Genomic DNA, 21350 nt, shown 5'->3' with positions numbered 1-21350 from the left:
TGTGCACATTCCTACCATTGAACGGAATTCGTACGCGATACGTACGGTAAACGTACGCACTTTGCGCGTTCCATGGGGTAGGGCGTCAGCCAGGAGGTGTTCCATGTCCGAGTTGTTCGACGCGGTCGACGCATTGCTCGCGTCCCGCGCCACACTGCCGCCGCCAGCGGAGCGCAAGCGGCTGCGTGCCGCGCACGGCCTGACGATCGACGAGGTAGCAGGCGCGCTGAAGGTGCGCCGGGCCACGGTCAGCGGCTGGGAGTCCGGCAAGACCGAGCCCCGCCCGCCGGAACGCGACGCCTACGCCCGGCTGCTGGACGGGCTCGCGAAGCTCTGCCCCGCCGTCGGCGCGCCCGCGCCCGCCCAGGACGCCGCGGCGCCCGCCACGTTCACCGCCGCGCCCGCCCCGGTGGACGAGCCGACTCTGTCCACCGCCCAGGCGCCCGAGGCTGCGGTCATGACTGCAACCGAGAACACCTCTGCCCCATCTCCTGTCACCGCTACTCCGCCCGCCGCGACCCGCCCGGCGCGCACCACCAGGCCGTCGACGTCGCGCCGTCCAGGCGCACGGAAGGCCGCCCCGGCCGAAACCCCGGCGGGCGGCACCAACCCGCGGTTCGAGAACGGGCCGCTCGCGGTCGTCGACGTCGAGGACGGGAAGGTGCTGGCGTACTGCACCGGCGGCCTCCTCGAACATGGAGCGAGGCACGAAACTCCCGGCGAAGAAGCCGGCGGCCGAGATGCGCGGCTCGACCATCGCCAGCCGGACGCCGATGGAGATCACTCCCCCCTCGTATCCGACCGGGCCTCCGATCTCGGGCAGCCCGACCAGCAGCTCCAGGAGATCGCCGCCGAAGCGCTCAAGGAGACGTACTTCCAGGACGGCGGCCTCGAAGGCCGTGGCATGGCCGCAGGCTTCGACCGTTTCCGCCCCTAGCTTCATTTTCTGAGCCCTCGGCCAGCAGAAGCCCAGGCCTCTCTGAGCCCCCCATCCGTGCTACTTCAGGTGCCGGGCGAAGAACCGGGCCCCGGCGTCGAGCTCGAACTGCGGGACGCCGGTGTGCCCGCCCATGTTGGCGTGCAGGAGCACCTGCCTCCGGGCACGCGCTGCGTGCCCACCGTGGGCGGGGTGCTGATTCACCCGCCACAACCGGCCGAATGGATCGTGGGGGCGGAATCGGTCGTCTGTGCCCCCTACGCGGCTCTGTCCGCCCCCGGCTTCCTGACGAGGAACTGCAGGAGGGCCCGGCCATCTGGCCGGGCCCTCCGTCGCCCCTACATCAGACGTGGCCAGGAGGCGCGTAGGTGATGCCGACATCCCCGGCGGATGTCGCGGCGAGGGCTACGACCCTCCAGACCGCGGAGGGAAGGCCGGCCCGGGGACCGTCGAGCCGGACTGCATGGCCGGTTCGCCCACCGTTTCGGCAGGTCCGAGCCGCGTGAGCGGGCTCTGGACTACCTTCAGGGGCTGATCGCCCCTTTGGAGAAGAAGAATGGCTGGACGCTGTCAGAACAGGTCGGACAGCTCCGCCCGGACGGTGTCTTGTTGAGGGCGCAAGCGGCGGACTATCTAAATCGAACGCCACTTGAGGTGGACCGGAGACCTTCAGGGCCTCCGCCGGGGACGGTGGTGGCTGAGAGCCTGTCGGGTGGCTGATCGTAAGCGGTATGTGATCGGTGCCTGAAGGTGCTGGGCATGGCGAAAGCCCCGGAATGATCACGTGGTGTGTGCCAGTGCGACAACTCCAGGGCCGTCAGCAGCTCATGCTGTCCGTCCAGCCTGACAGACGCGATGTGGGATGTCATCCGACCCCTGCTTCCCGTCCGTGACCTTCGCAAAGGCGGTGGCGTGCGCAAGTACGGAGACCGGCTGGTCCTCGACTCGATCTTCTACGTGCTGCTGCGGTCCGGATGCCAGTGGCGGATGCTCCCGCACGACCTGATGCCTTTCGACGCGGCCCATCGCTGGTTCACCAAGTGGCGCCGGGACGGCACCTGGGACCGCATCCACGATGTGCTGCGTCGACGGGTGCGGGAGGAAGCGGGGCGGGATCCCGAGCCGTCAGCCGCGGTGATCGACGCCCAGTCGATCAAGAGCAGTGAGGGCGGAGAGGCGCGGGGCTTCGATGCCGGAAAGCGAACAGCGGGCCGCAAGAGGCACGTGATCGTGGACACGATGGGACTCCTGCTGGTCGTCGCGGTCACCTCGGCTTCCGTCCAGGACCGCGCCGGCGGGCGCGCGGTCCTGACCCGGCTTGCCGATGGCTTCCGCACGGTCTCACTGGTCTGGGCCGACGGCGGATACGCCAACTCCGTTGATTCCAGGCTGCTTTCCTGGGCCTGAGCCAGGCTGAACATCGTCGTGGAGATCGTGAAGCGGACCGATGACGTCAAGGGTTTCAAGGTGCTGCCCCGCCGCTGGGTCGTGGAGCGGACGTTCGGCTGGCTGGTCCGCAACCGCCGCCTGGCCCGCGACTACGAACGGCTCACCGCCACCTCGGAAGCGATGGTCAAGGTGGCGATGATCCGGCTGATGCTCGTCCGTCTCACGGGGCAGCCATCGCGCTGGAGTCATGACGACAGTCGCAAGACAGTCCGCTCCACGACCGTCGAGGACCTGATCGCAGCGTGATCAACCGGCCACCCGACAGGCTCTGAGGCGTGCACTATTCTTTGATTGACTAGTCAGTTAATGAATAGGGGGTGCGGGATGCCACGAACGGCCGACCCAGTGCGGCATGCGCGGCGGCGGGAGGCAATTGTCGCCGAGGCGGGCCGCCTCTTCGGGGCGCAGGGATTCGAGTGGACGACGGTCGCGCAGATCGCGTCGGCCGCCGGGCTCAGCTCAGGCAGCGTCTTCTACTACTTCGCCGACAAACAGACCCTCTTCCGCGCGGTCTTTGAGCAGGACCTTCCGCGCGCGGAGGCGCTCATCGCCCGTCACGAGGGGACCGACGACCCCCTCGCCGCCGTCCTCGCCGTTGTGACCGAGCTGGCCGCGGAGGCCGAGGACCCGAGCGCTTCGGGCATGGTCGTCGAGCTGCTGCGGCGTGTCCAGCACGACGCCGAGCTCCTCGAAGTCGTCGGCCGCACGTCCCGGGTGGTGTGCGACGGGCTGGCGGGGCTCCTCGCGCGCGGAATCGAGGCAGGTACCGTCGACCCGGAGCTCGACCCTGCCGAGGCCGCCGCCTGGCTGGAGAACCTGGTGGACGCCACGTACCTGGGCGCTCGCCCCGACCACTCCCCGCTCCCCACGCTGCGCCGCACCGTCGCGCGCTACCTGGCGCCCGCGGGGACGGACCGAGAGCCCAAGAGGACGGAGCGAGAGAGTGAGAACACCGATGGCCAAGCGTGAGCCCCCCGTCACCGTGCACCTGCCCGAGGCGTGGCTGTGGGCCGTCATCCTGGGCGGGGCCACGCTCGGCCTCGGCGCCGCGTTCGCCGTGGGCCCGCTCGCCGACTGGATGATCAGCCTCTTCGACAGCGCGCCGGGCCCGCTCCGGCTGGCGGCCGCGCTGCCGCTCGTGTGGGCCGTGCCGGTGCTGACGCTCTGCGGCGGTGTGGCCGGGGCGTGGGTGGCGGGCACCTGGCGCAAGGAGAATCCCGTGATCGAGGTGGGCGCCGACAGCATCGTCGTCCACGACGCCACCGGCGGCCGCCACGTCGAACGGGCCCGGATCGCCGAGGTGTTCACCGACGGCCGTGAGCTGGTGCTGCGCGATACCGACGGCCGGGAGCACGTCCGCACCCGGGTGGACAGTGGCCTCGTGGGGCGTCTGTCGTCCGCGTTCGAGCAGCACAGGTATCCCTGGCGTGGCACCGCCGACCCGCACGAGGCGGATTACACCGCCTGGGTCGACAACGGGCCGGGCCTCGACGAGCGTGCCCACACGTTGCTGCGGACGCGGCAGCGGGCGCTCGCCGACGACCGGACCGGTGCCGCCGACGAGGCGCGCGACGAGCTGCGCACGCTCGGCATCAGCGTGCGGGACCGGGGCAAGGCCCAGCAATACCGCAAGGTGTGAGGCGCCCGCTGGCGGTCAACCAGCGGATTAGCTAGGTGCCCTTGAGCTTCCGCCCGCTCGTCGCCTTCTTCGCCGGGGTCTTCTTCGCTGTCTGCTTGCCGGGCTTCATCTCGGGGCCGCCATCAGGTCGGTGACGCCGCCGGTGTCCCGCCTCGCCTGGGCGGTGCTGTCGGCCCCGACTTACACCTACAGAGCGTGTGAGATGCATCACGACGCGTGAGTAGATGCCCAGGTCAGATGCCTTTCAGTAACTGGTTGATCACACAACATGAGTGAACGTGTGCCTCCCACCTAACTCCGAGGGGGCGCCTGATCGGTGTATGGGGTGCAACAAGCCCCCGGCGCGCAACGGCGCACGCCGGGTCCCGAACTGGAAGAAGAGGAGGAGTCCGTGAGGCTTTCCAAGGCCTGGTACACGCCGCTGGCACAACCCGGCGCCTACCAGATGACCGCCTCGCAGGCTCGCGCGTCCTACCGCACCGCGTGCCCCCGGCCGTCCCACCCGCCCGCCCGCAAGGGGGCACTGTGACCGGCGGCCCCCACGAGAGCCACGAGCTTGCCCCGCAACGGGGCCCGATGGACGCCGAGTTCCGCGACTTCCTCAACCAGCACAAGGATGAGTTGCGGCCTGTTGCTGTGGCCGGGCTGCTGCGGTTGTGTGGGGCGGGGGAGTTGACGACCGCTCATGTGCGGCTGGTTGCCGGTTCGGTGGGTGTGAGCGTGCGGCAGGTGTGGCGCTGGCTTGCCGCGGCCGAGGAGACCGGCTCGCCGGAGAAACCCGAGCGCAGGCGTTTTCGGATCACCGAAGAGATCATCGACGTTCTCGCTGACTACCGGGGCAACGTCAAACGTGCTCACGAAAACCTGGTACGTGAGGCGTTGGCGGCGGGTCAGGACCCGGTGGGGCTGACGACGTTGCACGATGCCATCGCCCGTGACCTCGACCCCGGTTTCATGGCCGGTCTGCGGAAGGGGATCCCGGCCGCCCGTGGTTTCGATCCCGCCTTCCAGCGGCCCGCGGTGGCCCGCAATGAGGTGTGGGAGGGGGATCACAAGCAGGCTCCGACCGTCGTGATGATGCCTGACAAGAACCTGTCGAGGGTGTGGGTGACGTGGTTCGAGGACCGCGGTACCGGCTATGTGATGGGCTGGGCGGTCACCGCTGGCTCCGCGCACCGCGGTTCGGTTCTGGCAGCCGTCCGCGCCTCCGTGTTGCGTGAAGCCCCCTATGGGCCCGCAGGTGGACGGCCGCATCTCGTACGCGTCGACGGCGGCTCCGATTTCCTGTCCAGGACCGTCCGGCGGACCTTCGGCCTGCTCGGTGTGCCGATGCACAAGGTGCGCAGCGCCCGTCATAAGGGCGGGATCGAGCGGCTGAACCGCACCAGCATGACCCGGTTCTTCGCGGACCTGCCCCGCTATGCCAAAGCACCCCTGCTCGACCACTGTTGCCGCGTCGGCGACCAGGACCCGCCGCTGACTTTCGAGGCGTTCGTGGACCTGCTGCGCCAGTGGGTTGAGGAGCGCAACACCCAGCATGTCCTTGAACGCACCGGGATGACGCCGCTTGAAGCGTGGCTGAGCGACCCTGCTGAGATCCGGCCTGAGCCCAGCCCGGAAGAACTGCGCGCTTTCATGCTGGAGAGCGACAACAGGGTCCACAAGATCACCAGTCATGGGGTGGAGTTCAACAACCGCTACTACATGCCCGAGAAGGGCGTGGGACGCATCGGTCTGGAACTGCGCCTGCGGTGGATGCCCCACCACGACCATGAGATCGACCTCTACACCTTCCGTGGCAACCGCTACCTCGGCCGGGCTTTCCTCAGTAACGAGGTCAGCGAGGAGATGCGCGAGAAGGTCCTCAACGACCGCGACGAGCACAGCGCGGTCCTGCGCCAGGCCCTGAAACGCTCCGCCGAACGCAGGCGGGAACGTCACCTGCCCTCCACCCAGCCCGAACTTCCCGTCAGCGCCATCCGCATGACGGAACAGGAGGCACGCGCCGAACTGGAAGGCGCCGCCCCGCCCGCGCCGCCCCGCCGACGTGCGGAGCCTTACTCGCCCCTGACTCCGCTTCCGGCCGGCTGGGTACGCCCGGGCCAGGCCGCCGCCCCCGCCCCTGCCGGTCCGTCTTCGGAGGACGCATGACCACCCCCACCGCCACTGCGCGAGATCGGCGCGGACGAGTTGTGGACGTTCACCCTGGAGGACGACGGCCGTATCCGGGTGCTCTCCACCAAGGGGATCTCCTTCCGGAACCGCGACTACGTGGGCGCCTGGATGACAGGACAGGCCGGTGAGAGGGTGCGCGTACGGTTCATGCCGCATCACGATCACCGTATCGAGGTGTTCGACCCATCCACCGGCCGCTACCTGGGCCCTGCCGAAGTCACCGGCCAAGCGAACTCGGAGCAGATCAGCGCGGTCCGTGCCGCCCGGGCGGCACGCGGCCGCCGCCTGCGCAAAGACCTGGCAGCCACCCAGCAGGAACGCTACGGATCCCAGACCCGGCCAGGCCGCCCCGAGAGGTTGAAGGCTCTCACCGCACAGGAGGCGGGCCAGGAACTGGCCGAGGAGAAGACGGCGGACCTGTCGAGGCTGGCGCTGCCGGACCTCATCCCGCCGGCCGCGCCTCCGGCCGGGTGGCGCACTCCTGCTTCCCTGGCCGCGCTGACCGCGTCAGGCCAGTCCGTCCCGCTCCCGTCCGGCAGCGATGAAGAAACCGTCCCGGACTGCCGCGACGGTCGGGCCGTACGTCCCACCACCGACGAAGACGGAGGCGTCTGATGACCGCGGCCACCTTCCAGTACGTCGACCTGCCCGACGCCTCCGTGGTTACCACCCGCGCCCTGCTCACCGCCCGGGAGAACATCACCGACACCGTCGCCGCCCGCGCCATGATGTGTATCCACGGCGGGGCCGGCTTCGGCAAGACCCTCGCCGTCAACACGTGCCTGCGCGAGCTCGAACCTGGCGAGGACGTCCGCCGGGTCACCTTCCGGGCTCGGCCCACCGCCCGTGCGGTGCGCTACGAATTGTTCACGGCCCTCGACCTGGCCGGCGAGCCGCCGCGTCATCCCAGCGAGTTCGACCGTCTGCTGAAGACCGCTCTGGCCGAACGTCCTCGTACCTTCCTGGTGGACGAGGCGCAGCGTCTGCCTGTGCCGTGGTGTGGATGACCGGGTTATTCGTGAGGTGGGGGTTGCTTTTCTGCAGCTGTCTCGTTGATGGATTCGGTGGCACAGGGGTTGTTCAGGTGCCGCCTTAACCAAGAGTCATTGCTGGTTGGTGGTGGAGTGTGGCGGGGAAGCCGTTTCTTCGGCTGGTCGAGGGCGGGCTCTGCGGCCCTGCTCCCGAGGCCGGGCAGGTACCCGATGTGTGGGCGTTCCAGACCCGCTGCGTGCAGGCATTCGCCTCGACATGGACAGCGAGAGGCTTCGCTCCCACCACGATCGGCTGCTACACGTCGCTGCTGGAACGGGTGCTGGACCACTATGACCGGCCGGTGTGGCAGATCGAGCCGGCCGACGTGGACGCGATGCTCCACTCCCTGGTGGTGGCGGGGCGGGCGGCGGGGACCAGACGCCAGTACCTGCAGATGCTCCGCACGTTCCACACCTTCATCCAGGCCCGCTACGCCACCGAGATCCGCACCCTGTACGGCACCCCGGTGGCCAACCCGCTGGACCGGTTCAACCGGCTGCGCCATGTCCTCGACGACACCCCGCGCACCCTGCCGCCCACCGCCGAGCGCCTCACCGCATTCTTCGCCTTCGCCCGCCAGCGCCTGACCACCACGTCCGACTACCCGGCCGCGGCAAGGGACTACGCACTGCTGCGCACCCTCTACCACTCCGCTCCCAGAGTGAGCGAAGCCATTCGCTTCGACCAATGCGACGTCCATCCCGCACTCGGCCCGACAGGCAAGCTCCACGTCCGATTCGGCAAGGCGGCCAACACCTCGGGACCCCGCCCGAGATGGGCACCCATGCTCGATGGACTGGACCAGATCCTCGCCTGGTACCTGGGAGACGTACGCCCCTTCTTCCCCGACACCGCTTCTTCCCCGACACCGCCCCGCTGTTCTGCAACGCCCACGGCCATCCGCTGAAGCCGGACACCGTACGCGACCGCCTCTCCCACCTCCTGGACCTGGAAGGCCGCCCCGCAGACGACCGGTTCACCCCGCACGATCTGCGCCGGGCCTGCGCGACCCACCACTACGAGAAGGGCATGGACCTGCTCGCCGTCCAGCAGCTCCTCGGTCACTGGCACATCGCCTCGACGATGGCCTACGTGCGGCCCTCGCTCACCTTCGTCGAAGACGCCTGGCGCCGCGCCACGTCGACCGCCGTCACTAGCCTGGCCGGCTGACCCCAGGGCAGGACACCCATGACCACACCACCCCCTCTGCACGCCGTCGAGCCCGTGACCCCGCCACCGCAGGTGGAGTGGAGACTTCGGATGACCGCGGCACAGCGCGGTATCTGGACCGGCACCGAACTGCGCCGCCTGCTCGCCGAGCGGGCCGGCCTCGAGCTGTCTGCGGCATCGGTGTCCGCCCTGTTCACCAAACAGCCCTCCCAGGTGAAGCTCTCCACCCTGGCCGCCCTGTGCGCCGCCCTGGACTGCACCCCAGGCGACCTGCTTACCGTCGGCGAGCCCGCCATACCCCCACCACCTACACCACGCACCACCCCACCACCTCGACAGCAGCCTGTGCCCAGCCACCGATCCCTGCCACCGCTGTGACCGCACCCCGCCCCGCACACCCCGCGACGGACCCGCCCACGACCACCCATGCCACACCCTCTCGTGCCAAAGACAACTGCACGGTCTGCCACCGACTGCGCTGGCTGCACCCCGACACCGGCCGCTGCCCCTGGTGCTCACGCACCTGCACCCTCTGCGGCGCACCACGGCGCTCAGCCCAGGACCTGTGCGCGGCATGCCGACGCCGATCCGCAGGACAACGAGCCCGGGGCCCCTGCCAGCACTGCGGACGCCGACGTGCCCTCGACGCGGCGACCCAGCACTGCCGAGCCTGTACCGACCCCGCTGCCGCCCCGCCCCCGGCCCACTGCGAGCAATGCGGAACCAGCGGCCGGTGGGCCAAAGGCCTCTGCAAGCGCTGCTACGAGCATTCACCCCACACCGTCCTGACCCGCGCGGCCGGCTGGGCCAAGCGCATGCCCGCCCCGCCCTCCTGGTGGAGCGACCTCGCCGCACACCTCGCAGCGCACCGACACCCGATCTACGCGGCCGACCTCATCGCCACCACCGCGCGCCTGCTCCTCCACGCCGAATCCTGCGCCCCCGCAGCCTCCTCGCCCGAGCCAAAAGCGATGCCCCCGAACTTGTCGGAGCGCTCAACGACTTCTTCCGCACCCACGGCCACCTCGACCCACCACCACACCTCGCCGACAGACGAGCAACAATGCGCCGATCCCGCCGCATCGAGGCCACACCCACCCCCTGCGCCCCAGGCCAAGAAGTTCGCCGCCTTCCTCCTGCGACAGCGCGAGCAAGCCGAACAACTGGGACTACGCCCCAATCAGCTGAAAACCATCGAGATCCGACTCACTGCCGTCCGCGACCTGGCCCTCCACCTCCACACCGAGGGCCACACGAACTGGGCCGGTGTCACCACCGCCCACCTGGAATCCTTCCTGGCCCTCAACCCGGCCCCTCCGCGCATCCCGACTCGCGGGACTGCGCCAGTTCTTCGCGTACGCCCACCACGCCAAAGCCATCCTCCACAACCCCACCGACCCCATAACTGCCGTACAGCACAGGGGGTTTCACGGCCCCACCCTCACCCTGACCCAGCAGCGCACCCTGTACCAGCGGTGGACCACCCACCACGACATCCACCCGCACGAGGCCTTCATCGGCCTCGCCGCCCTGCTTCACGCAGCAACCATCACCGAGCTGCGCCAGCTCACTGACACCGGGATCAACCCCCATCACCACAGCGTCCACTTCCCCGGCAGATCCCTGGCCATCCCGCTCGACGACGCGACCTGGACCGCACTCCAACGCTGCCAAGAACACCGACACCAACTCGGCTCGGACAACCCCCACCTGCTCGTCACCCGGCTCACCCGCACCCACCACGGCCCCGCCGGCGCCGCTCACATCCGCGACACCCTCGCCCCTACCGGCCTCCGGCCCCGCATCCTGCGCTCTACTCGTCTGGTCACCCTCGCCGATGAACTCGACGCCAAGATCCTCACCACCTCACTGGGGATGTCCTACGCAGGAGTCGCCCACTACCGGCCCAGCCCGAACCTCACCAAGCCAATATGACGGTCCGAGCCCGGCGAACCGCTTGAGCTGCTCCCCGCAATGTCTATGTCCACCCAGGCATGGTGCCTTAGCGGTCTCTGGATCACCCCACGCCGTAGAGGGCTGCCTCCCGGCACACGACAGGCTGCCCTCCGCCGGAACTCATGCCCAGTCCATGCCCAGCTCCCGTAGCGCGTCGAGCTGCTCGGGAGCGAGTTTGTCGCGGCGGATCTTGGCATTCGATAGCCATACGCCGAGCTTGTGGTGGTGCTCCTGGCCGTCGATGACGACGCGTTCGACGTGTCCCCTCGGCACTGGCCTTTGGACGCCCTCGCGCTGGATCCACTGGGTGAGGGCTTTCAGGCCGCGCTGGAACGCCTGCTGCGCCTTGCTCGGGCCTCTGGCGGCGCGCCCGGCCGTCGGGGCGGGAGACGGCGCCTCTAGCGGCTTGATACCCAGCCGGGTCAGCCGTTTTTGCTGCTCGGTCGATAGCTGCGCCCAGATGCCCGGCTTGCGCTGCTGCTGGAGCCATCGTCCGATGTCGTCGCCGTCCATGAGCACGCCGGGTTGGATGTCGGGGAGGCTTCCGTCGGCTTCGACGAGGTCGGCTAGGACGCGGTGATGGCGTTGCCAGTTGAGTGGCCAGGGGCAGTTCCAGTCCGGGTCGATCGCGGTCAGCTGCTGCGCGCGCACGGCGGCCCGCTCGGGGTCCTTGCCGAGGCCGCCCGTGCGGCGGAGGTTGGCGAGGAGCTGTCCGATGGCCAGCTGCTCAGTGTCGGCCGCTCCTTCGCCCCAGACCGCGTCCTGGCGGGGTGCGAGGTGTCCCGTGGCCCGGTGGTAGGACCGTAGCGCGGCGAGTTTGTTCTCCCAGGCTTCCTCGCCGGGCTCCCACACCATCCCGGCCTCGTCGAGGAGGTCCTTGCGGTGAGGGTCGAGTTCTCCGGCGCGCAGTGCCTTGCGCTGCTGGTGCACCCATCGCCCAAGCGGAAACGCCTTCGTCGTCCCGACCTCGGTCTCGACGTCATAGGGGACGGCGCACAGGCCGGTGATCCCGTTTTCGGCTCGCCAGCGGAGCAGGGCCTGGTAGCCCTCGAGCCAGACCAGGGACTGGGGGCGGATGACGCGGCAGCGGGTCAGGGCGGCGATGTCGGCGGCGTCGCGGGGGGAGGCGAAGTTGATCACGATCGAGGTGATCCGGTCGACCTCCTGTTTCGCCTCGCTCGTCTCCTCACCGTCACCGCTGTCGGTTCCCGCTGCGGGGGCGGGGTGGACGTGAAGGCGTCGGCGCTCGGTGCCGCGGGTTAGGGCGCGGGAGGCGAGCTGGTCGACCATGCGTTCCGAATGACTGCGCAGTGCCTGGAGGATGTCGACCAGGGGCTGGTAGCTGGCGGAGGCGACCATGTCCTTCGGGTCTTCGCCGGGCTGCAGGAAGATCGGGATGATGATCCGCGCTGTCTTTACCGTGCCGTCCGGATTCGGACGCAGCGCCCGCCCGATGTTCTGCACGACGTCGACCTGTGAGCTGCGCGAGCCGACGATGCATACTGCTTCCACGCCGCGCAGTCCGGTGATGTCGACGCCGACGCCTAGGGCCCGTACGGAGGCGAGGAACGCTCGGTGTACGCGCCGGTTCTCGGCGTTGATGCCGTTGGCGAACCGGCGGATCACCTCGCGCCGGTGCGCGATGGGATGGTCGCCGCACAGCCAGTCGGCCCACACCCGGTCCGGGGGCACGTGACGGCCGTCCTCCAGCTCGTACAGCTCGGCGTCGATGGAGGAGGCGGGCAGTTCCTCAGCGTCGGCCAGGGCGGCCTCGGAGGCTTCGGTGGCGTACAGCTCCGCGGCGGTCGCCGGCATCTGCTCGGCGAACGCGCGGGCTTCCTCGACCCGCTGGTGGAAGGTCATGACGGTGTGCAGGTTCATCTGCGCCGCGTGCTCCAGGAGCGTGGCCTGGAGCAGCGCGAGGCGCCGCCCGCGCAGCGCGTCCTCCGACAGCCCCAGGATCGGGTCGGGGTCGCGGATCTCCAGTACATCGATCTCGAAGCCCGCGAGGATCGAGCGTTCCACCGCCTCCGCCAGCCCGAGGTCGAAAATCCTGGTGCCGTAGGTGGCGCTGTCGTCCTGCATCGAAGCGATCACCAGCTCCTGGCCGTCCCGGCCGCGCTGAGGGCTGGGCGCGGCCAGGATGCGCGGGGTGGCGGTGAGGTAGAGCCGGAAGTCGATGGGGATGCGGGCGTTGTCGTGGATCGCTGCCCAGGGCCGGCCTATGTCCCCGGCCGTCATGTGCGCCTCATCCAGAATGGCCAGGTCGAACGGGGCCATCCGCTGCCCGTACAGCCGCTCCCCGCCCGCCAGCGCGGCCTCCAGCGGCCCGCGCACCGTCCGCTGGCCCGACGGGTCCTCCGGGTCCTCGCGGTCCACCAGGGAGGCGTACGTGGCGAACACGACCACCGGCCCAGACCCTGCCCACAACGCGAGCTGGATCGGGTTGGTCGTGGTACGCACTCCGAGCTGTTCCAGGACCTCGTCCTTGTCCACCGAGCAGACCGCGACCATGGGCGCGCGGTGCCCGACCCGTCGCCAGGACTGCGCGCTCTGCACGATCAGATCCAAGGTGGGCACCATGACGAGGATCCGCCCGCCCGGGAAGCACTTGTGAGTGGGCGCGTTGGTGGCGTTGGGTGGGTGTCAGCGGGACAGGGTGCTGGATGCCTGGTCATGGGGATAGTTGGGACAGGGCCTGCTGTCATGAGGTGACCAAGCGGCTGCTGTTTTCCGGCTGGTGTGGGGTGGGCCGGCTGTCATGGGGGCGGCTGTTCCTGTGGTTTGAAGGACAACGGTAGGGATGCCCGCGAGACTCGGAGTCGGCAGTGGACTGGCGAGGGGGCTCCGGTGAGGACACCTGACGGGCTGGATGAGTTTCGTTGGCGGTGGATGCTTCTTCGCCGTCCGAGGACGGAGTGGTTCTTCCTGCTGCATGCCGCGACGGGGCCTGCTGGTTTTCAGGATGTTCGCGTCTATGGCCGTGACGGGATTTCCGATGCGCGGCTGGTGTGGAAGGTCTGTCATCAGTGCGAGCGGGGCGTCATTTCGAAAATCTCGCTCTCCCCGGAAGTACAGCGGCAAGGTCTCGGCACACGCCTGGTCGACAGGGCGCTTCTGGACGGTCCCGGGTATCGCTGGACGACCAGCAGTCAGTCGCCGGATGGCCGGGCGTTCTTCCGGGCGATGACGGCACGTACCGGTGCCGAGTTCGCGGCAGGAGCCCGGACATGCGAGCACATCTTGGAGAGTCGGCCCGGACGTCATAGGCCAGTACTGGACCGGCGCCTGCACCGGGCGCGTCGCTGACTGCCGGCGCCTCACCTCTGACTGGGGAAGAGTCGCTGGCGCGCCTTCTTGTCGAGGGTGCCGTTTGACCGATCGGGCGTGAGGCTGGCTGAGCCGGGATGGCAGTGCCACTGCCGGCATGCAGGTGCCTTCGTAGGTGGGGGCAGGGTCAGTACAGGGCGATGTCGGCGGAGCGGGGTGCTGACGGCTGTCCACGGGGCCGGGGCGTGGAACTGGTCGCTGTCATGGGGTGACCAGGTGGCTGTCACGGTGCGGCTAGCAGATCGCAGTCCGGCTGTGTTGGGTTTGCCGGTCTTCGTATGAAGGGGGTGGCTGGGGCGGTGGGGTTGACCGTGTGACAGGTTCGGGAACCCCGGTCGGGGAGACGATGCCGGGTCCGGCCGTTCTGGCAGTGGCCGGGCGGGTTGAGCGGGCAGTGGTGGTGCGGCGGCTGCTGGCGGTGGACCGGGGTGAGGGCGGTCTGTCGTCGTTGCACGTGCGGATCGCGGCCGGTTTGGCGGGGGTGACGGAGCGGACGGTGTGGCGGTGGCTGGCCGAGGGGCGCGAGGGGCGGGTGGAGGCGCGGCCCCGGCAGGGCGGGTTCGTGGTGGGCGACGCTTTGTGGGAGGTGCTGACGCAGGTGGGCGGGAACGTCGCCGAGCTGCGCCGCCGGATGCTCCGGGCGCAGGACGAGGGCGGGCTTCAGCGGTGGGGTGTCGAGGTGGTGCCGTCGTTGGCGACGTTGCACCGTGCGATCAAGGACGAGCTGAGGGCGGGCCGGGTGCTTCAGATCGCCCGCGCGGCGTCGGGCCGGGTGGAGCCGAGCCGGTACGACCGGGCGCTGGCCGAACTTGGCTTCGCAGAGGGTACGGACGGTCCGCCGGTCGTGGACGGCCCGGATACCGAGCCGTCCGGTACGGGCGGTGAACAGCGGTCCGGTGCGGTGAAGGCTTCGCGTGTCCGGGTGTCGGGCGGGGTGCGCCTGTACGCGCCGGGGGCGCGGCTGGTGTCGACGCGGCAGGTGGCCGGGGTGGTGGAGGCGGTGGGGCACACGGTCGCCGCGCGGGGGATCGGCTGTGTGTACGGGGACACGGGGCTGGGGAAGACGGTCGCGGTCGAGCAGGCTCTGCACCTGCTGCCCGGCCGGGTGCCGGTGTGGCGGGCGGTGGTGGGGGTCGGTCCCGGGCTGCCGCAGGTGCGGGCTGCGTTGTGTGAGGCGCTGGGGCTGCCGTCGGGGTCGCTGACGCACCGTGCCGGGCCGGCCGACCAGGCGCTGGCGGAGGCGCTGACCGAGCCGGGTGTGCTGTTCCTCGACGACGCGCAGCGTCTGTCGCCGCCGGTGCTGGACTATCTGCGGCAGCTGTGGGACTCGCCGGGCTGTGCGGCTGCCCTGGTGTTGTGCGGGGCGGGCAGTGAGCGGGCGCTGGCCCGGGCAGCGGCGATGCGTTCCCGGGTCCTGACCTGGCATCAGGTCAGCCGTCTCGACGCGGAGGACGTGCCGCGGACGCTGGGTCTGTTCCACCCGGTGTGGGAGGACGCTGATCCGGCCGGCCTGGTGCGGGCGGATGAGCAGACCGCCCGCGGCAACTTCCGTACCTGGGCGAAGATCACCTCGCATGTCTGTGCAGCCCGGGGCCGCGACCCCGGTGCGGGTGTGGATCGGGACGCGATCGACCAGGCCTGCGCCCGGCTCGGCCCTTACCCATGACGGGCCCCTCTCACGTGCCAGGAGCACACCGGTTCCGACGGCAGAGAACCGCACCCCGTTCGGCGAGGAGGGAAACGGCGCGATGACGGACAGCGGACCGCAGGACACCAACGGCGGCCACGGCGTTGACGCGGGAGGGCAGTGGCCGCCACCGCCGGGGGATCCGGCCGGCGTGCTCGGAAAGCAGTCGCTGGTTGCGCTGCGGGCGCCTGCGGTGCGCCGCCTGCTGGCGCTGCGGGCCCGGGGCGGTCTCACGCGACAGCACGTGCGGTTGGCGGGGGAGTGTCTGGGGGCGTCGGAGCGCACGGTGTGGCGATGGCTGGCCGAGGCATCCCAGAGCCCGGCGGCGGCTGCGTACCCCGGAGCCCGCCACACGAGCAGGTTCGAGATCACCGCGGAGATCCGGGTGCTGCTGGCGTACTGGCACGGAAACGCCTCCGCAGTCCACCGCCAGCTCATGGAGCGCGCCGCAGCCGAGGCCGGGGGCGCACGCGCGCAAACGTCCGGCACTGCCGTGTCCGTCCCGCCCGGCCTGGTGGCTGTTCCGGGCGGGGCAGCCCTGTCGCAGGTGCCGCTGCTGGATCCGGTCCCGTCCCTGTCGACGTTCCTGCGCGCGCTGCGCCGCGATCTGACGGCGGGGGAGCGCGCCGGTCTCGCCCTCGGGCCGGAGGCAGCACGCGCCCATGACGTGTTCGGCAAGCGGCCGGCGTCTTGGCGTAACTACGCCTGGGAGACCGACCACGTCCAGGCCCCGCTGCTGGTCGACGCCGACGGCGACCTGGTGCGCCCGTGGATCACCTGGTTCATCGACACCGCCACCAAAGTCATCACCGGTACCGCTGTCACCCCGGGCCATCCCTCCCGCGCGTCGGTGCTGGCCGCCTTGCGCGCCGCCGTGGTGCGGGACGAGCCCTACGGCCCGGCCGGGGGAGTGCCGGAGCTGGTGAGGATGGACCGGGGCAAGGACTTCCTGTCGGCCGCCGTCACCACCGCGCTCGGCGCGATGGGCGTGACGGTCAAGGACCTGCCCGCCTACAGCCCGCATCTGAAGGGCACGGTGGAGAGCCTCAACCGGGCCGCGGACCGGATGCTGTTCGCCGCCCTGCCCGGCTACACCACCGGGCCGCGCTCGGAGCGGCGCGGACGCACCACGGGGGCGCTGTCCGCCCTGTCGTTCCAGGACTTCACCACGCAGGTCCTGGAGTGGACGAACTGGTGGAACACCGCGCACCGCCCGAAAGCCCTGTCGGGCCGTACGCCGCTGGAGGCGTGGCAGGACGATCCGACCCCTGTCACCGACATCCCCGCCGCCGACCTGTGGGCCTTCACCCTCGAGGACGACAGCCGGCCCCGGAAGCTGACCAGCCACGGCGTGAGCTGGCGCGGCCGCACCTACACCGCCGCGTGGATGACCGGCCAGGCCGGCCGCCAGGTCCGCGTGCGCTACATGCCCCACCACGACCACGAAATCGAGGTCTGCGACGCCCGAGGCCGCCACCTCGGCCCGGCGCACCTCGCGGACGCGGCCACCCCCGAGCAACTGCAGGCGCTGCGCGAGGCACGCGCGGAGCGCGCCCGGCGCCTGCGCGCCGACGCGAAGGCCGCCGAACGCCTGCGCCGCCAGCGATTCGCCCCCACCACCAGCGCGGAGCCCGCCCAGCGACTGGGAGCTGTCACGGCCGCCCAGGCCGAGCGTGAACTCGCCGCCGACTACAACGACGTCGCACGGCTGGCCCTCCCCGAGCTGATCCCGCCCGCCCCGCCTCCGGCACACTGGCGCACCCCGCCCGCCCTTGCGGCCGGCACAGCGCCACCTCCGCCCGCCCCCGACCCATCGGCGGACGTTGCGCCAGAGCCCAACTCCCGACCCGCAGGGCACGCCTGATGACCGCGGCCACCTACCAGTACGTCGACCTGCCCGACGCTTCCGTGGTCACCACCCGCGCCCTGCTCACCGCGCGGGAGAACATCGCCGACACCGTCGCCGCCCGCGCGATGATGTGCATCCACGGCGGCGCCGGCTTCGGCAAGACCCTCGCTGTCAACACCTGTCTGCGGGAACTCGAACCCGGCGAGGACGTCCGCAAGGTCACCTTTCGGGCCCGGCCCACCGCCCGCGCGGTGCGCTACGAGCTGTTCACCGCGCTCGACCTGGCCGGTGAACCACCGCGCCACCCCAGCGAGTTCGACCGTCTGCTGAAGACGGCCCTGGCCGAACGCCCCCGCACCCTCCTCGTGGACGAGGCCCAGTGGCTCAACGGGGAGGCGTTCGAGTACTTCCGCTACCTGTGGGACGAACCCTCCACCCAGCTCGCGATCATCTTCGTCGGCGGGGAGGGCTGCCACACCGTGCTGCGCCGCGAACCGATGCTCTCCTCCCGCATCTTCATCTGGCAGCACTTCACCCGCCTCACCCCCAGCGAGGTCCTCGACGTCATCCCGCTGTTCCACCCGATCTGGGCCGACGCCGACCCCGATGACATCGCCTTCGCCGACCAGCATGCCGCGCACGGCAACTTCCGCGCCTGGGCCCAGCTGACCGCGCACACCCGCACCGCCCTGGCACGCACCGGCCGCCCCCGCGTCGACCAGGAGCTGCTGCGGTGGGCCTTCAGCCGCCTCGCCTGACCACCGCACCGCCATGCCGCTCGCCGCGCCACCGTCGCCTGTCATTGTGGTCATCGACCGCGATGACGACGTCATCCACACCCACACCGCCCTGGCCGCCCACCATCCGCCGTCCGGCCGGATCACGCTGCACCCCGCACCGGGCACCACCAGCGAGACCGGCCTCGCCCACGACCTTCTCGCCGCCCTGAACAAACCGCCCCTGCTCACCGGCCGCTTTCCAGGCGGTCGTCAGCCCGCGTGGGAAGCCGCCACGGCCTGGATGACCGCTCTGTCCGTGAGCCGGCTGACCGTCCTGCGCGCCCACCGCCTCACCACCCACCGCACAATGCGACTCCTGGAGCTGCGTGCCCTCACCGGTATCCACCTGACCCTGGTCTGCCACCGTCCCCGCCTTCCCGCCGCCCTGCACCAGGCCCTGCAGACAGCCGACTACTCCCTCACCACCGACCTCGACGCAGCCCGCCGCCACTACTACGGCATGCCTATCGCCGAACCCCCGCTCGCAGATGAGTCCGCCGGGACGGCCGGCCGGTGGCTCACCCTGCCCGCACTGGAACGCCTCATCTCCTACGACAGCCCTCGCCCATGCACCGATCCGTGCACCCCGCCCCCGATCATCTGGCGGCACCGCCCACCGCCCGTGCCTCTCACCGCGCACACCGCCCAGAAAGTCGCCCACCGACTGCACGCGGCGACCGCACATCCTCGCCTGGCTGCGGCCGTTGCCGCTGCGCTTTTCACCGGCGCCTCCCTCCAGCAACTCGCCACCGCACGCCCCCGCGACTACGACACCGCCGCGGCCACGCTCGCCCTCCATGATCGCGCCCGCTACACCGACGGCTGCGCCGCCCACCCCGTCCCACCCTGGGCGGGCACTTTCCTGCGAGCGGCGGCCTGCTTCACCCGGCTCGTCTCCGGCGAGGACCAGGAACTGCTCGCCGCGCCAGGTGACCGTGCGCACCTGTTGCGCGTGGCGGAGACGGCCAAGCTGCGCCCGCCCCAGCCGCCCGCAGCCCGCCGCGAAGGCCCGGTCGGCCGTGTGGAGTGGGACTGGCGCGAGCGGCAGGAAGCCGAGCAGTACGAAGCCACGCCGGCCAGTCGCGTCAGGCCCTCGCGACGCTGAACCCCCTGACGCATTTCGCTCGAAGGGGAGGCTCAACCGATCGAGAAGTCGGCGAACTCGACGTCGCTGAAAGCGATGTGCAGACCGTGGGCCCGGCGGCCCCATTCGCGGAAGTAGGCGTGTCCCAGAGCGCGGGCGAGGATCACCGTCTGCTGCTGCTCGCCCGCGCCGGCGTCCCGGGCGGCGAACAGCTCCCGGGCTACCTCTCCCGGCAGGTCCTGGGTGATCCACCGCACCCGCGGATCGTCCGAAGACCCTGCCGGCGCGGCGAACCCGAATCGCGCCCTGGTATGGAAGACGAAGCCCTCCGCCTCTGCCTGGGCGCGTCGACGGGCCCGTATTCGGGGCTGCCACCGGGCCAGGACCGCTTCCTCGATCGCCTGCACCTGCAGCGGACCCGGCGGACGACGCGCTCCTGGCTTCTTCGTCACCCACCGCTGCACGGTGCGCTGCGACACCTCCAGAACGGTGGCGACCTGCCGAGTGGAACCACCGTGTGATGCCAGCAGAAATCGCAGGCGGGCCTCAGTGCTTGCAGGAACGGGCCGGGTGCGTAACGCGCGCTCCAACCCCTGCTCGATATGTCCCACATCCGCCTCTCGAAGCGGCCAGCCGCCAGGGCCGCCATCTGCAGCCCGTCGTGTCAGTTCTCCCACGTCGCCTGCCCCTGCCTGCCCGTTCTTGCATTCTCGGGACAGCACTGGCTGCCGCAAGATATGAGCCCTTGGAGAGAACCGGCGACAAGCCGACGGCACGGGTCACGACGGAGTCGCCAGCGTCCCGGTGCTGTCCTTCGGCACGCACATGAGCCATCGATCCGTACGCGGACAGCGCCACCGCCCTGGTCGCCCGCATCTCCGGCGAGGGCGAAGAGCCGGCGGCCGAGCCGGTATCCTGCCCGCGGGGCTGACGCCCTGGGCTTCGCCGACGCCCACACCGCATCCGGACACCCACACTGCCCGGACCACTGGTGGAAGGTCTTCCGGGATCGACGGACCGCTTGACGAGCACCTTGAGGATCCATCGAGCCGGGGTTGCCGTGTGGGGGCGAGGACCCGGTGCCGAGAGGACCCGTCCATGACCAAGCGCACCACCGAGCAGCAGCGCGCCCGCGAACTCCAGCGCACCGCACGCGAGCAGGGCACAGACCTCGGCTACCACGAAGCCCTCAACTGGGTACGTGATGCCGCCGAGTCGCAGGCCAAGTTTCCGGGCAAAATCGCCGTCCCTGTGCCGCACGATCACTGCGTCATGCTCTTCGAGGCGGACACGGACCCCGAGTACATCCGCAACGCGATCACGCCGCTTTCCGCAGCCGAAGGCGAGCTCCGTAACGAACTCCTCCAGCGGAGGAACGCTCTGATGGACGACCACTCCAAGGCGGAGATCATTGCCATGATCCTCAGGAGGTGGCGCTATCCGGGCGAGAATCTCGCACGCTGGACCAAGCAGGAGCTCGCCAACGAGCTGGTGGACGGCGAGGACGGCCGCGAGCGCTACGAGGCGTACGGGCGGGTGGCACTGCACAACGGAAAGCCAATGCCCGGCTCACGCTCCCTTTGCGGAGGCGCCGGCTGCTCCGGCCACGACAGCGCGACGCCCTGGCCGGAAACCCGCGCGCGCTTCCGCGCCCAAGGGGCCTGCGTCGACGCACAGAGCGCCCCTCGGTGACCGGCGTCGTCTTGGCGGAGGCCCGGATAACCATCCCGCGCCGCCGGTAGCCGGCCCTTGGGTATCCGCTGCAACATCCGAAGCGTGTTGCACCCCTGACCTGCACAAACGCCGACCAACGGTCGGGCTGGGCGCGTGCGACGTCCTCGATACCACCCTCGTCCAGCCGGCCTCATCGCAGAGATCAGCGCTCACATGTCTGTCGACACCGCGGCGGGGTCTATCTGTATCCGACCCTGCGCCTGGACGTGGCTGCCGGGTTCGGCGAGGCCCGGCCGCGGCCGCAGGGCGATCGACTACACCAACTCCAAGGGGTGAGGCTGCCCAGGCGCCTTCCTGACGGACCATGCGAGGTGATATCACTACCGTGAGTGATCTTGCGTGGCAGTAGGGGCCGGGGGTGGGCTGTGGCAGGGAGGCTTGAGCCGGGAAGGGATGGAGCCCGGCCGGTATTCGAGGGCTTTCCGGAGCCCAAATCGGGCTCTCCTGCCGTATGTGTGGGCGCTCTGACCTGGCCGGATACGTGAAACACGCCGTTCCCTGCGAAGCTTGAGGTCTCTAGTCACAAGCT

The 21350-nt window shown here is 70.2% G+C and carries 17 protein-coding genes and 4 pseudogenes; 17 read left to right on the top strand and 4 right to left on the bottom strand.

Annotated features, from left to right (window positions below; all coding sequences use genetic code 11):
• Positions 1 to 103 precede the first annotated feature (103 nt).
• Positions 104 to 691: pseudogene (locus ACIHCL_RS35550) on the top strand (helix-turn-helix domain-containing protein); the annotation flags it as partial.
• On the opposite strand, the pseudogene ACIHCL_RS35545 reads toward ACIHCL_RS35550, so the two are convergent.
• Together ACIHCL_RS35545 and ACIHCL_RS35540 are read right to left on the bottom strand one after the other, a co-directional pair.
• A pseudogene (locus ACIHCL_RS35545) lies at positions 683 to 832 on the bottom strand (alpha/beta hydrolase); the annotation flags it as partial. The pseudogenes ACIHCL_RS35550 and ACIHCL_RS35545 overlap by 9 nt on opposite strands.
• A 165-nt stretch (positions 833 to 997) precedes the next feature.
• Positions 998 to 1087 (bottom strand): annotated as a pseudogene (locus ACIHCL_RS35540) (alpha/beta hydrolase); the annotation flags it as partial.
• 639 nt (positions 1088 to 1726) lie between these two features.
• On the opposite strand from ACIHCL_RS35540, the pseudogene ACIHCL_RS35535 reads away from it, so the two are divergent.
• The 11 genes and pseudogenes from ACIHCL_RS35535 to ACIHCL_RS35485 all read left to right on the top strand — a co-directional run bounded on the left by ACIHCL_RS35535 (position 1727) and on the right by ACIHCL_RS35485 (position 10337).
• Positions 1727 to 2632: pseudogene (locus ACIHCL_RS35535) on the top strand (IS5 family transposase).
• A 78-nt stretch (positions 2633 to 2710) separates the two neighbouring features.
• Entirely contained in the window at positions 2711 to 3355 is a 645-nt protein-coding gene (locus ACIHCL_RS35530; protein ID WP_399868581.1) for a TetR/AcrR family transcriptional regulator, read from the top strand.
• Positions 3342 to 4025: a hypothetical protein gene (locus tag ACIHCL_RS35525; protein ID WP_399868579.1), complete on the top strand. Its 684-nt coding sequence runs from the start codon at positions 3342 to 3344 to the stop codon at positions 4023 to 4025. Before ACIHCL_RS35530 ends, ACIHCL_RS35525 begins: the two co-directional genes overlap by 14 nt.
• Before the next feature lie 391 nt (positions 4026 to 4416).
• Positions 4417 to 4554: a hypothetical protein gene (locus ACIHCL_RS35520; RefSeq protein ID WP_399868578.1), complete on the top strand. Its 138-nt coding sequence runs from the start codon at positions 4417 to 4419 to the stop codon at positions 4552 to 4554.
• Complete coding sequence (locus ACIHCL_RS35515; RefSeq protein ID WP_399868576.1) at positions 4551 to 6176, top strand: Mu transposase C-terminal domain-containing protein; 1626 nt, start codon at positions 4551 to 4553, stop codon at positions 6174 to 6176. Before ACIHCL_RS35520 ends, ACIHCL_RS35515 begins: the two co-directional genes overlap by 4 nt.
• 39 nt (positions 6177 to 6215) lie before the next feature.
• A complete protein-coding gene (locus ACIHCL_RS35510) occupies positions 6216 to 6815 on the top strand; it encodes a Mu transposase C-terminal domain-containing protein (RefSeq protein ID WP_399868574.1) in 600 nt (199 codons plus the stop codon).
• The gene (locus tag ACIHCL_RS35505; RefSeq protein WP_399868573.1) at positions 6815 to 7207 is read left to right on the top strand and encodes an AAA family ATPase; all 393 of its coding nucleotides are present in this window, start codon (positions 6815 to 6817) and stop codon (positions 7205 to 7207) included. The genes ACIHCL_RS35510 and ACIHCL_RS35505 overlap by 1 nt, the downstream gene beginning before the upstream one ends.
• A 119-nt stretch (positions 7208 to 7326) precedes the next feature.
• Positions 7327 to 8139: a tyrosine-type recombinase/integrase gene (locus ACIHCL_RS35500; RefSeq protein ID WP_399868571.1), complete on the top strand. Its 813-nt coding sequence runs from the start codon at positions 7327 to 7329 to the stop codon at positions 8137 to 8139.
• Positions 8046 to 8402, top strand: coding sequence for a tyrosine-type recombinase/integrase (locus ACIHCL_RS35495; protein WP_399868597.1), 357 nt, complete (start codon positions 8046 to 8048; stop codon positions 8400 to 8402). The genes ACIHCL_RS35500 and ACIHCL_RS35495 overlap by 94 nt, the downstream gene beginning before the upstream one ends.
• Positions 8403 to 8420: 18 nt before the next feature.
• On the top strand, positions 8421 to 8780 hold the full coding sequence (locus ACIHCL_RS35490; protein ID WP_399868570.1) for a helix-turn-helix domain-containing protein: 360 nt from the start codon (positions 8421 to 8423) through the stop codon (positions 8778 to 8780).
• Between the two features lie 888 nt (positions 8781 to 9668).
• Entirely contained in the window at positions 9669 to 10337 is a 669-nt protein-coding gene (locus ACIHCL_RS35485; RefSeq protein ID WP_399868569.1) for a hypothetical protein, read from the top strand.
• Between the two features lie 141 nt (positions 10338 to 10478).
• Here ACIHCL_RS35485 and ACIHCL_RS35480 read toward each other — a convergent pair whose 3' ends face one another.
• Positions 10479 to 12941: a Helicase associated domain protein gene (locus ACIHCL_RS35480; RefSeq protein ID WP_399868567.1), complete on the bottom strand. Its 2463-nt coding sequence runs from the start codon at positions 12939 to 12941 to the stop codon at positions 10479 to 10481.
• 1060 nt (positions 12942 to 14001) lie between these two features.
• On the opposite strand from ACIHCL_RS35480, the gene ACIHCL_RS35475 reads away from it, so the two are divergent.
• The 4 genes from ACIHCL_RS35475 to ACIHCL_RS35460 all read left to right on the top strand — a co-directional run bounded on the left by ACIHCL_RS35475 (position 14002) and on the right by ACIHCL_RS35460 (position 19108).
• A complete protein-coding gene (locus ACIHCL_RS35475) occupies positions 14002 to 15354 on the top strand; it encodes an AAA family ATPase (protein WP_399868565.1) in 1353 nt (450 codons plus the stop codon).
• 82 nt (positions 15355 to 15436) lie between these two features.
• The gene (locus tag ACIHCL_RS35470; RefSeq protein WP_399868563.1) at positions 15437 to 17239 is read left to right on the top strand and encodes a Mu transposase C-terminal domain-containing protein; all 1803 of its coding nucleotides are present in this window, start codon (positions 15437 to 15439) and stop codon (positions 17237 to 17239) included.
• Complete coding sequence (locus ACIHCL_RS35465; protein ID WP_399868562.1) at positions 17239 to 17982, top strand: AAA family ATPase; 744 nt, start codon at positions 17239 to 17241, stop codon at positions 17980 to 17982. The genes ACIHCL_RS35470 and ACIHCL_RS35465 overlap by 1 nt, the downstream gene beginning before the upstream one ends.
• Before the next feature lie 46 nt (positions 17983 to 18028).
• On the top strand, positions 18029 to 19108 hold the full coding sequence (locus tag ACIHCL_RS35460) for a hypothetical protein (RefSeq protein ID WP_399868560.1): 1080 nt from the start codon (positions 18029 to 18031) through the stop codon (positions 19106 to 19108).
• Positions 19109 to 19140: 32 nt separating this feature from the next.
• Here ACIHCL_RS35460 and tpg read toward each other — a convergent pair whose 3' ends face one another.
• Positions 19141 to 19698 (bottom strand): telomere-protecting terminal protein Tpg, encoded by a 558-nt coding sequence (gene tpg, locus ACIHCL_RS35455; protein ID WP_399868558.1) that lies wholly within the window; start codon positions 19696 to 19698, stop codon positions 19141 to 19143.
• Between the two features lie 487 nt (positions 19699 to 20185).
• Between tpg and ACIHCL_RS35450 the strand changes: the two genes are divergently transcribed.
• Entirely contained in the window at positions 20186 to 20779 is a 594-nt protein-coding gene (locus tag ACIHCL_RS35450) for a hypothetical protein (RefSeq protein WP_399868556.1), read from the top strand.
• Positions 20780 to 21350: the final 571 nt, after the last annotated feature.

Origin of the sequence: Streptomyces sp. NPDC052042 (assembly GCF_044548345.1) — a bacterium.
Lineage (GTDB): Bacteria > Actinomycetota > Actinomycetes > Streptomycetales > Streptomycetaceae > Streptomyces.
Note: the sequence above shows the minus strand (reverse complement) of the source record. Positions and strands in the feature narration are given on the sequence as shown.

Bases quoted from the DNA above. Each gene is read 5' to 3' on its own strand.
- ACIHCL_RS35530 (WP_399868581.1), top strand. From the start codon at position 2,711: ATGCCACGAACGGCCGACCCAGTGCGGCATGCGCGGCGGCGGGAGGCA.
- ACIHCL_RS35525 (WP_399868579.1), top strand. From the start codon at position 3,342: ATGGCCAAGCGTGAGCCCCCCGTCACCGTGCACCTGCCCGAGGCGTGG.
- ACIHCL_RS35505 (WP_399868573.1), top strand. From the start codon at position 6,815: ATGACCGCGGCCACCTTCCAGTACGTCGACCTGCCCGACGCCTCCGTG.
- ACIHCL_RS35490 (WP_399868570.1), top strand. From the start codon at position 8,421: ATGACCACACCACCCCCTCTGCACGCCGTCGAGCCCGTGACCCCGCCA.
- ACIHCL_RS35480 (WP_399868567.1), bottom strand. From the start codon at position 12,941: ATGGTGCCCACCTTGGATCTGATCGTGCAGAGCGCGCAGTCCTGGCGA.
- ACIHCL_RS35470 (WP_399868563.1), top strand. From the start codon at position 15,437: ATGACGGACAGCGGACCGCAGGACACCAACGGCGGCCACGGCGTTGAC.
- ACIHCL_RS35465 (WP_399868562.1), top strand. From the start codon at position 17,239: ATGACCGCGGCCACCTACCAGTACGTCGACCTGCCCGACGCTTCCGTG.
- ACIHCL_RS35450 (WP_399868556.1), top strand. From the start codon at position 20,186: ATGACCAAGCGCACCACCGAGCAGCAGCGCGCCCGCGAACTCCAGCGC.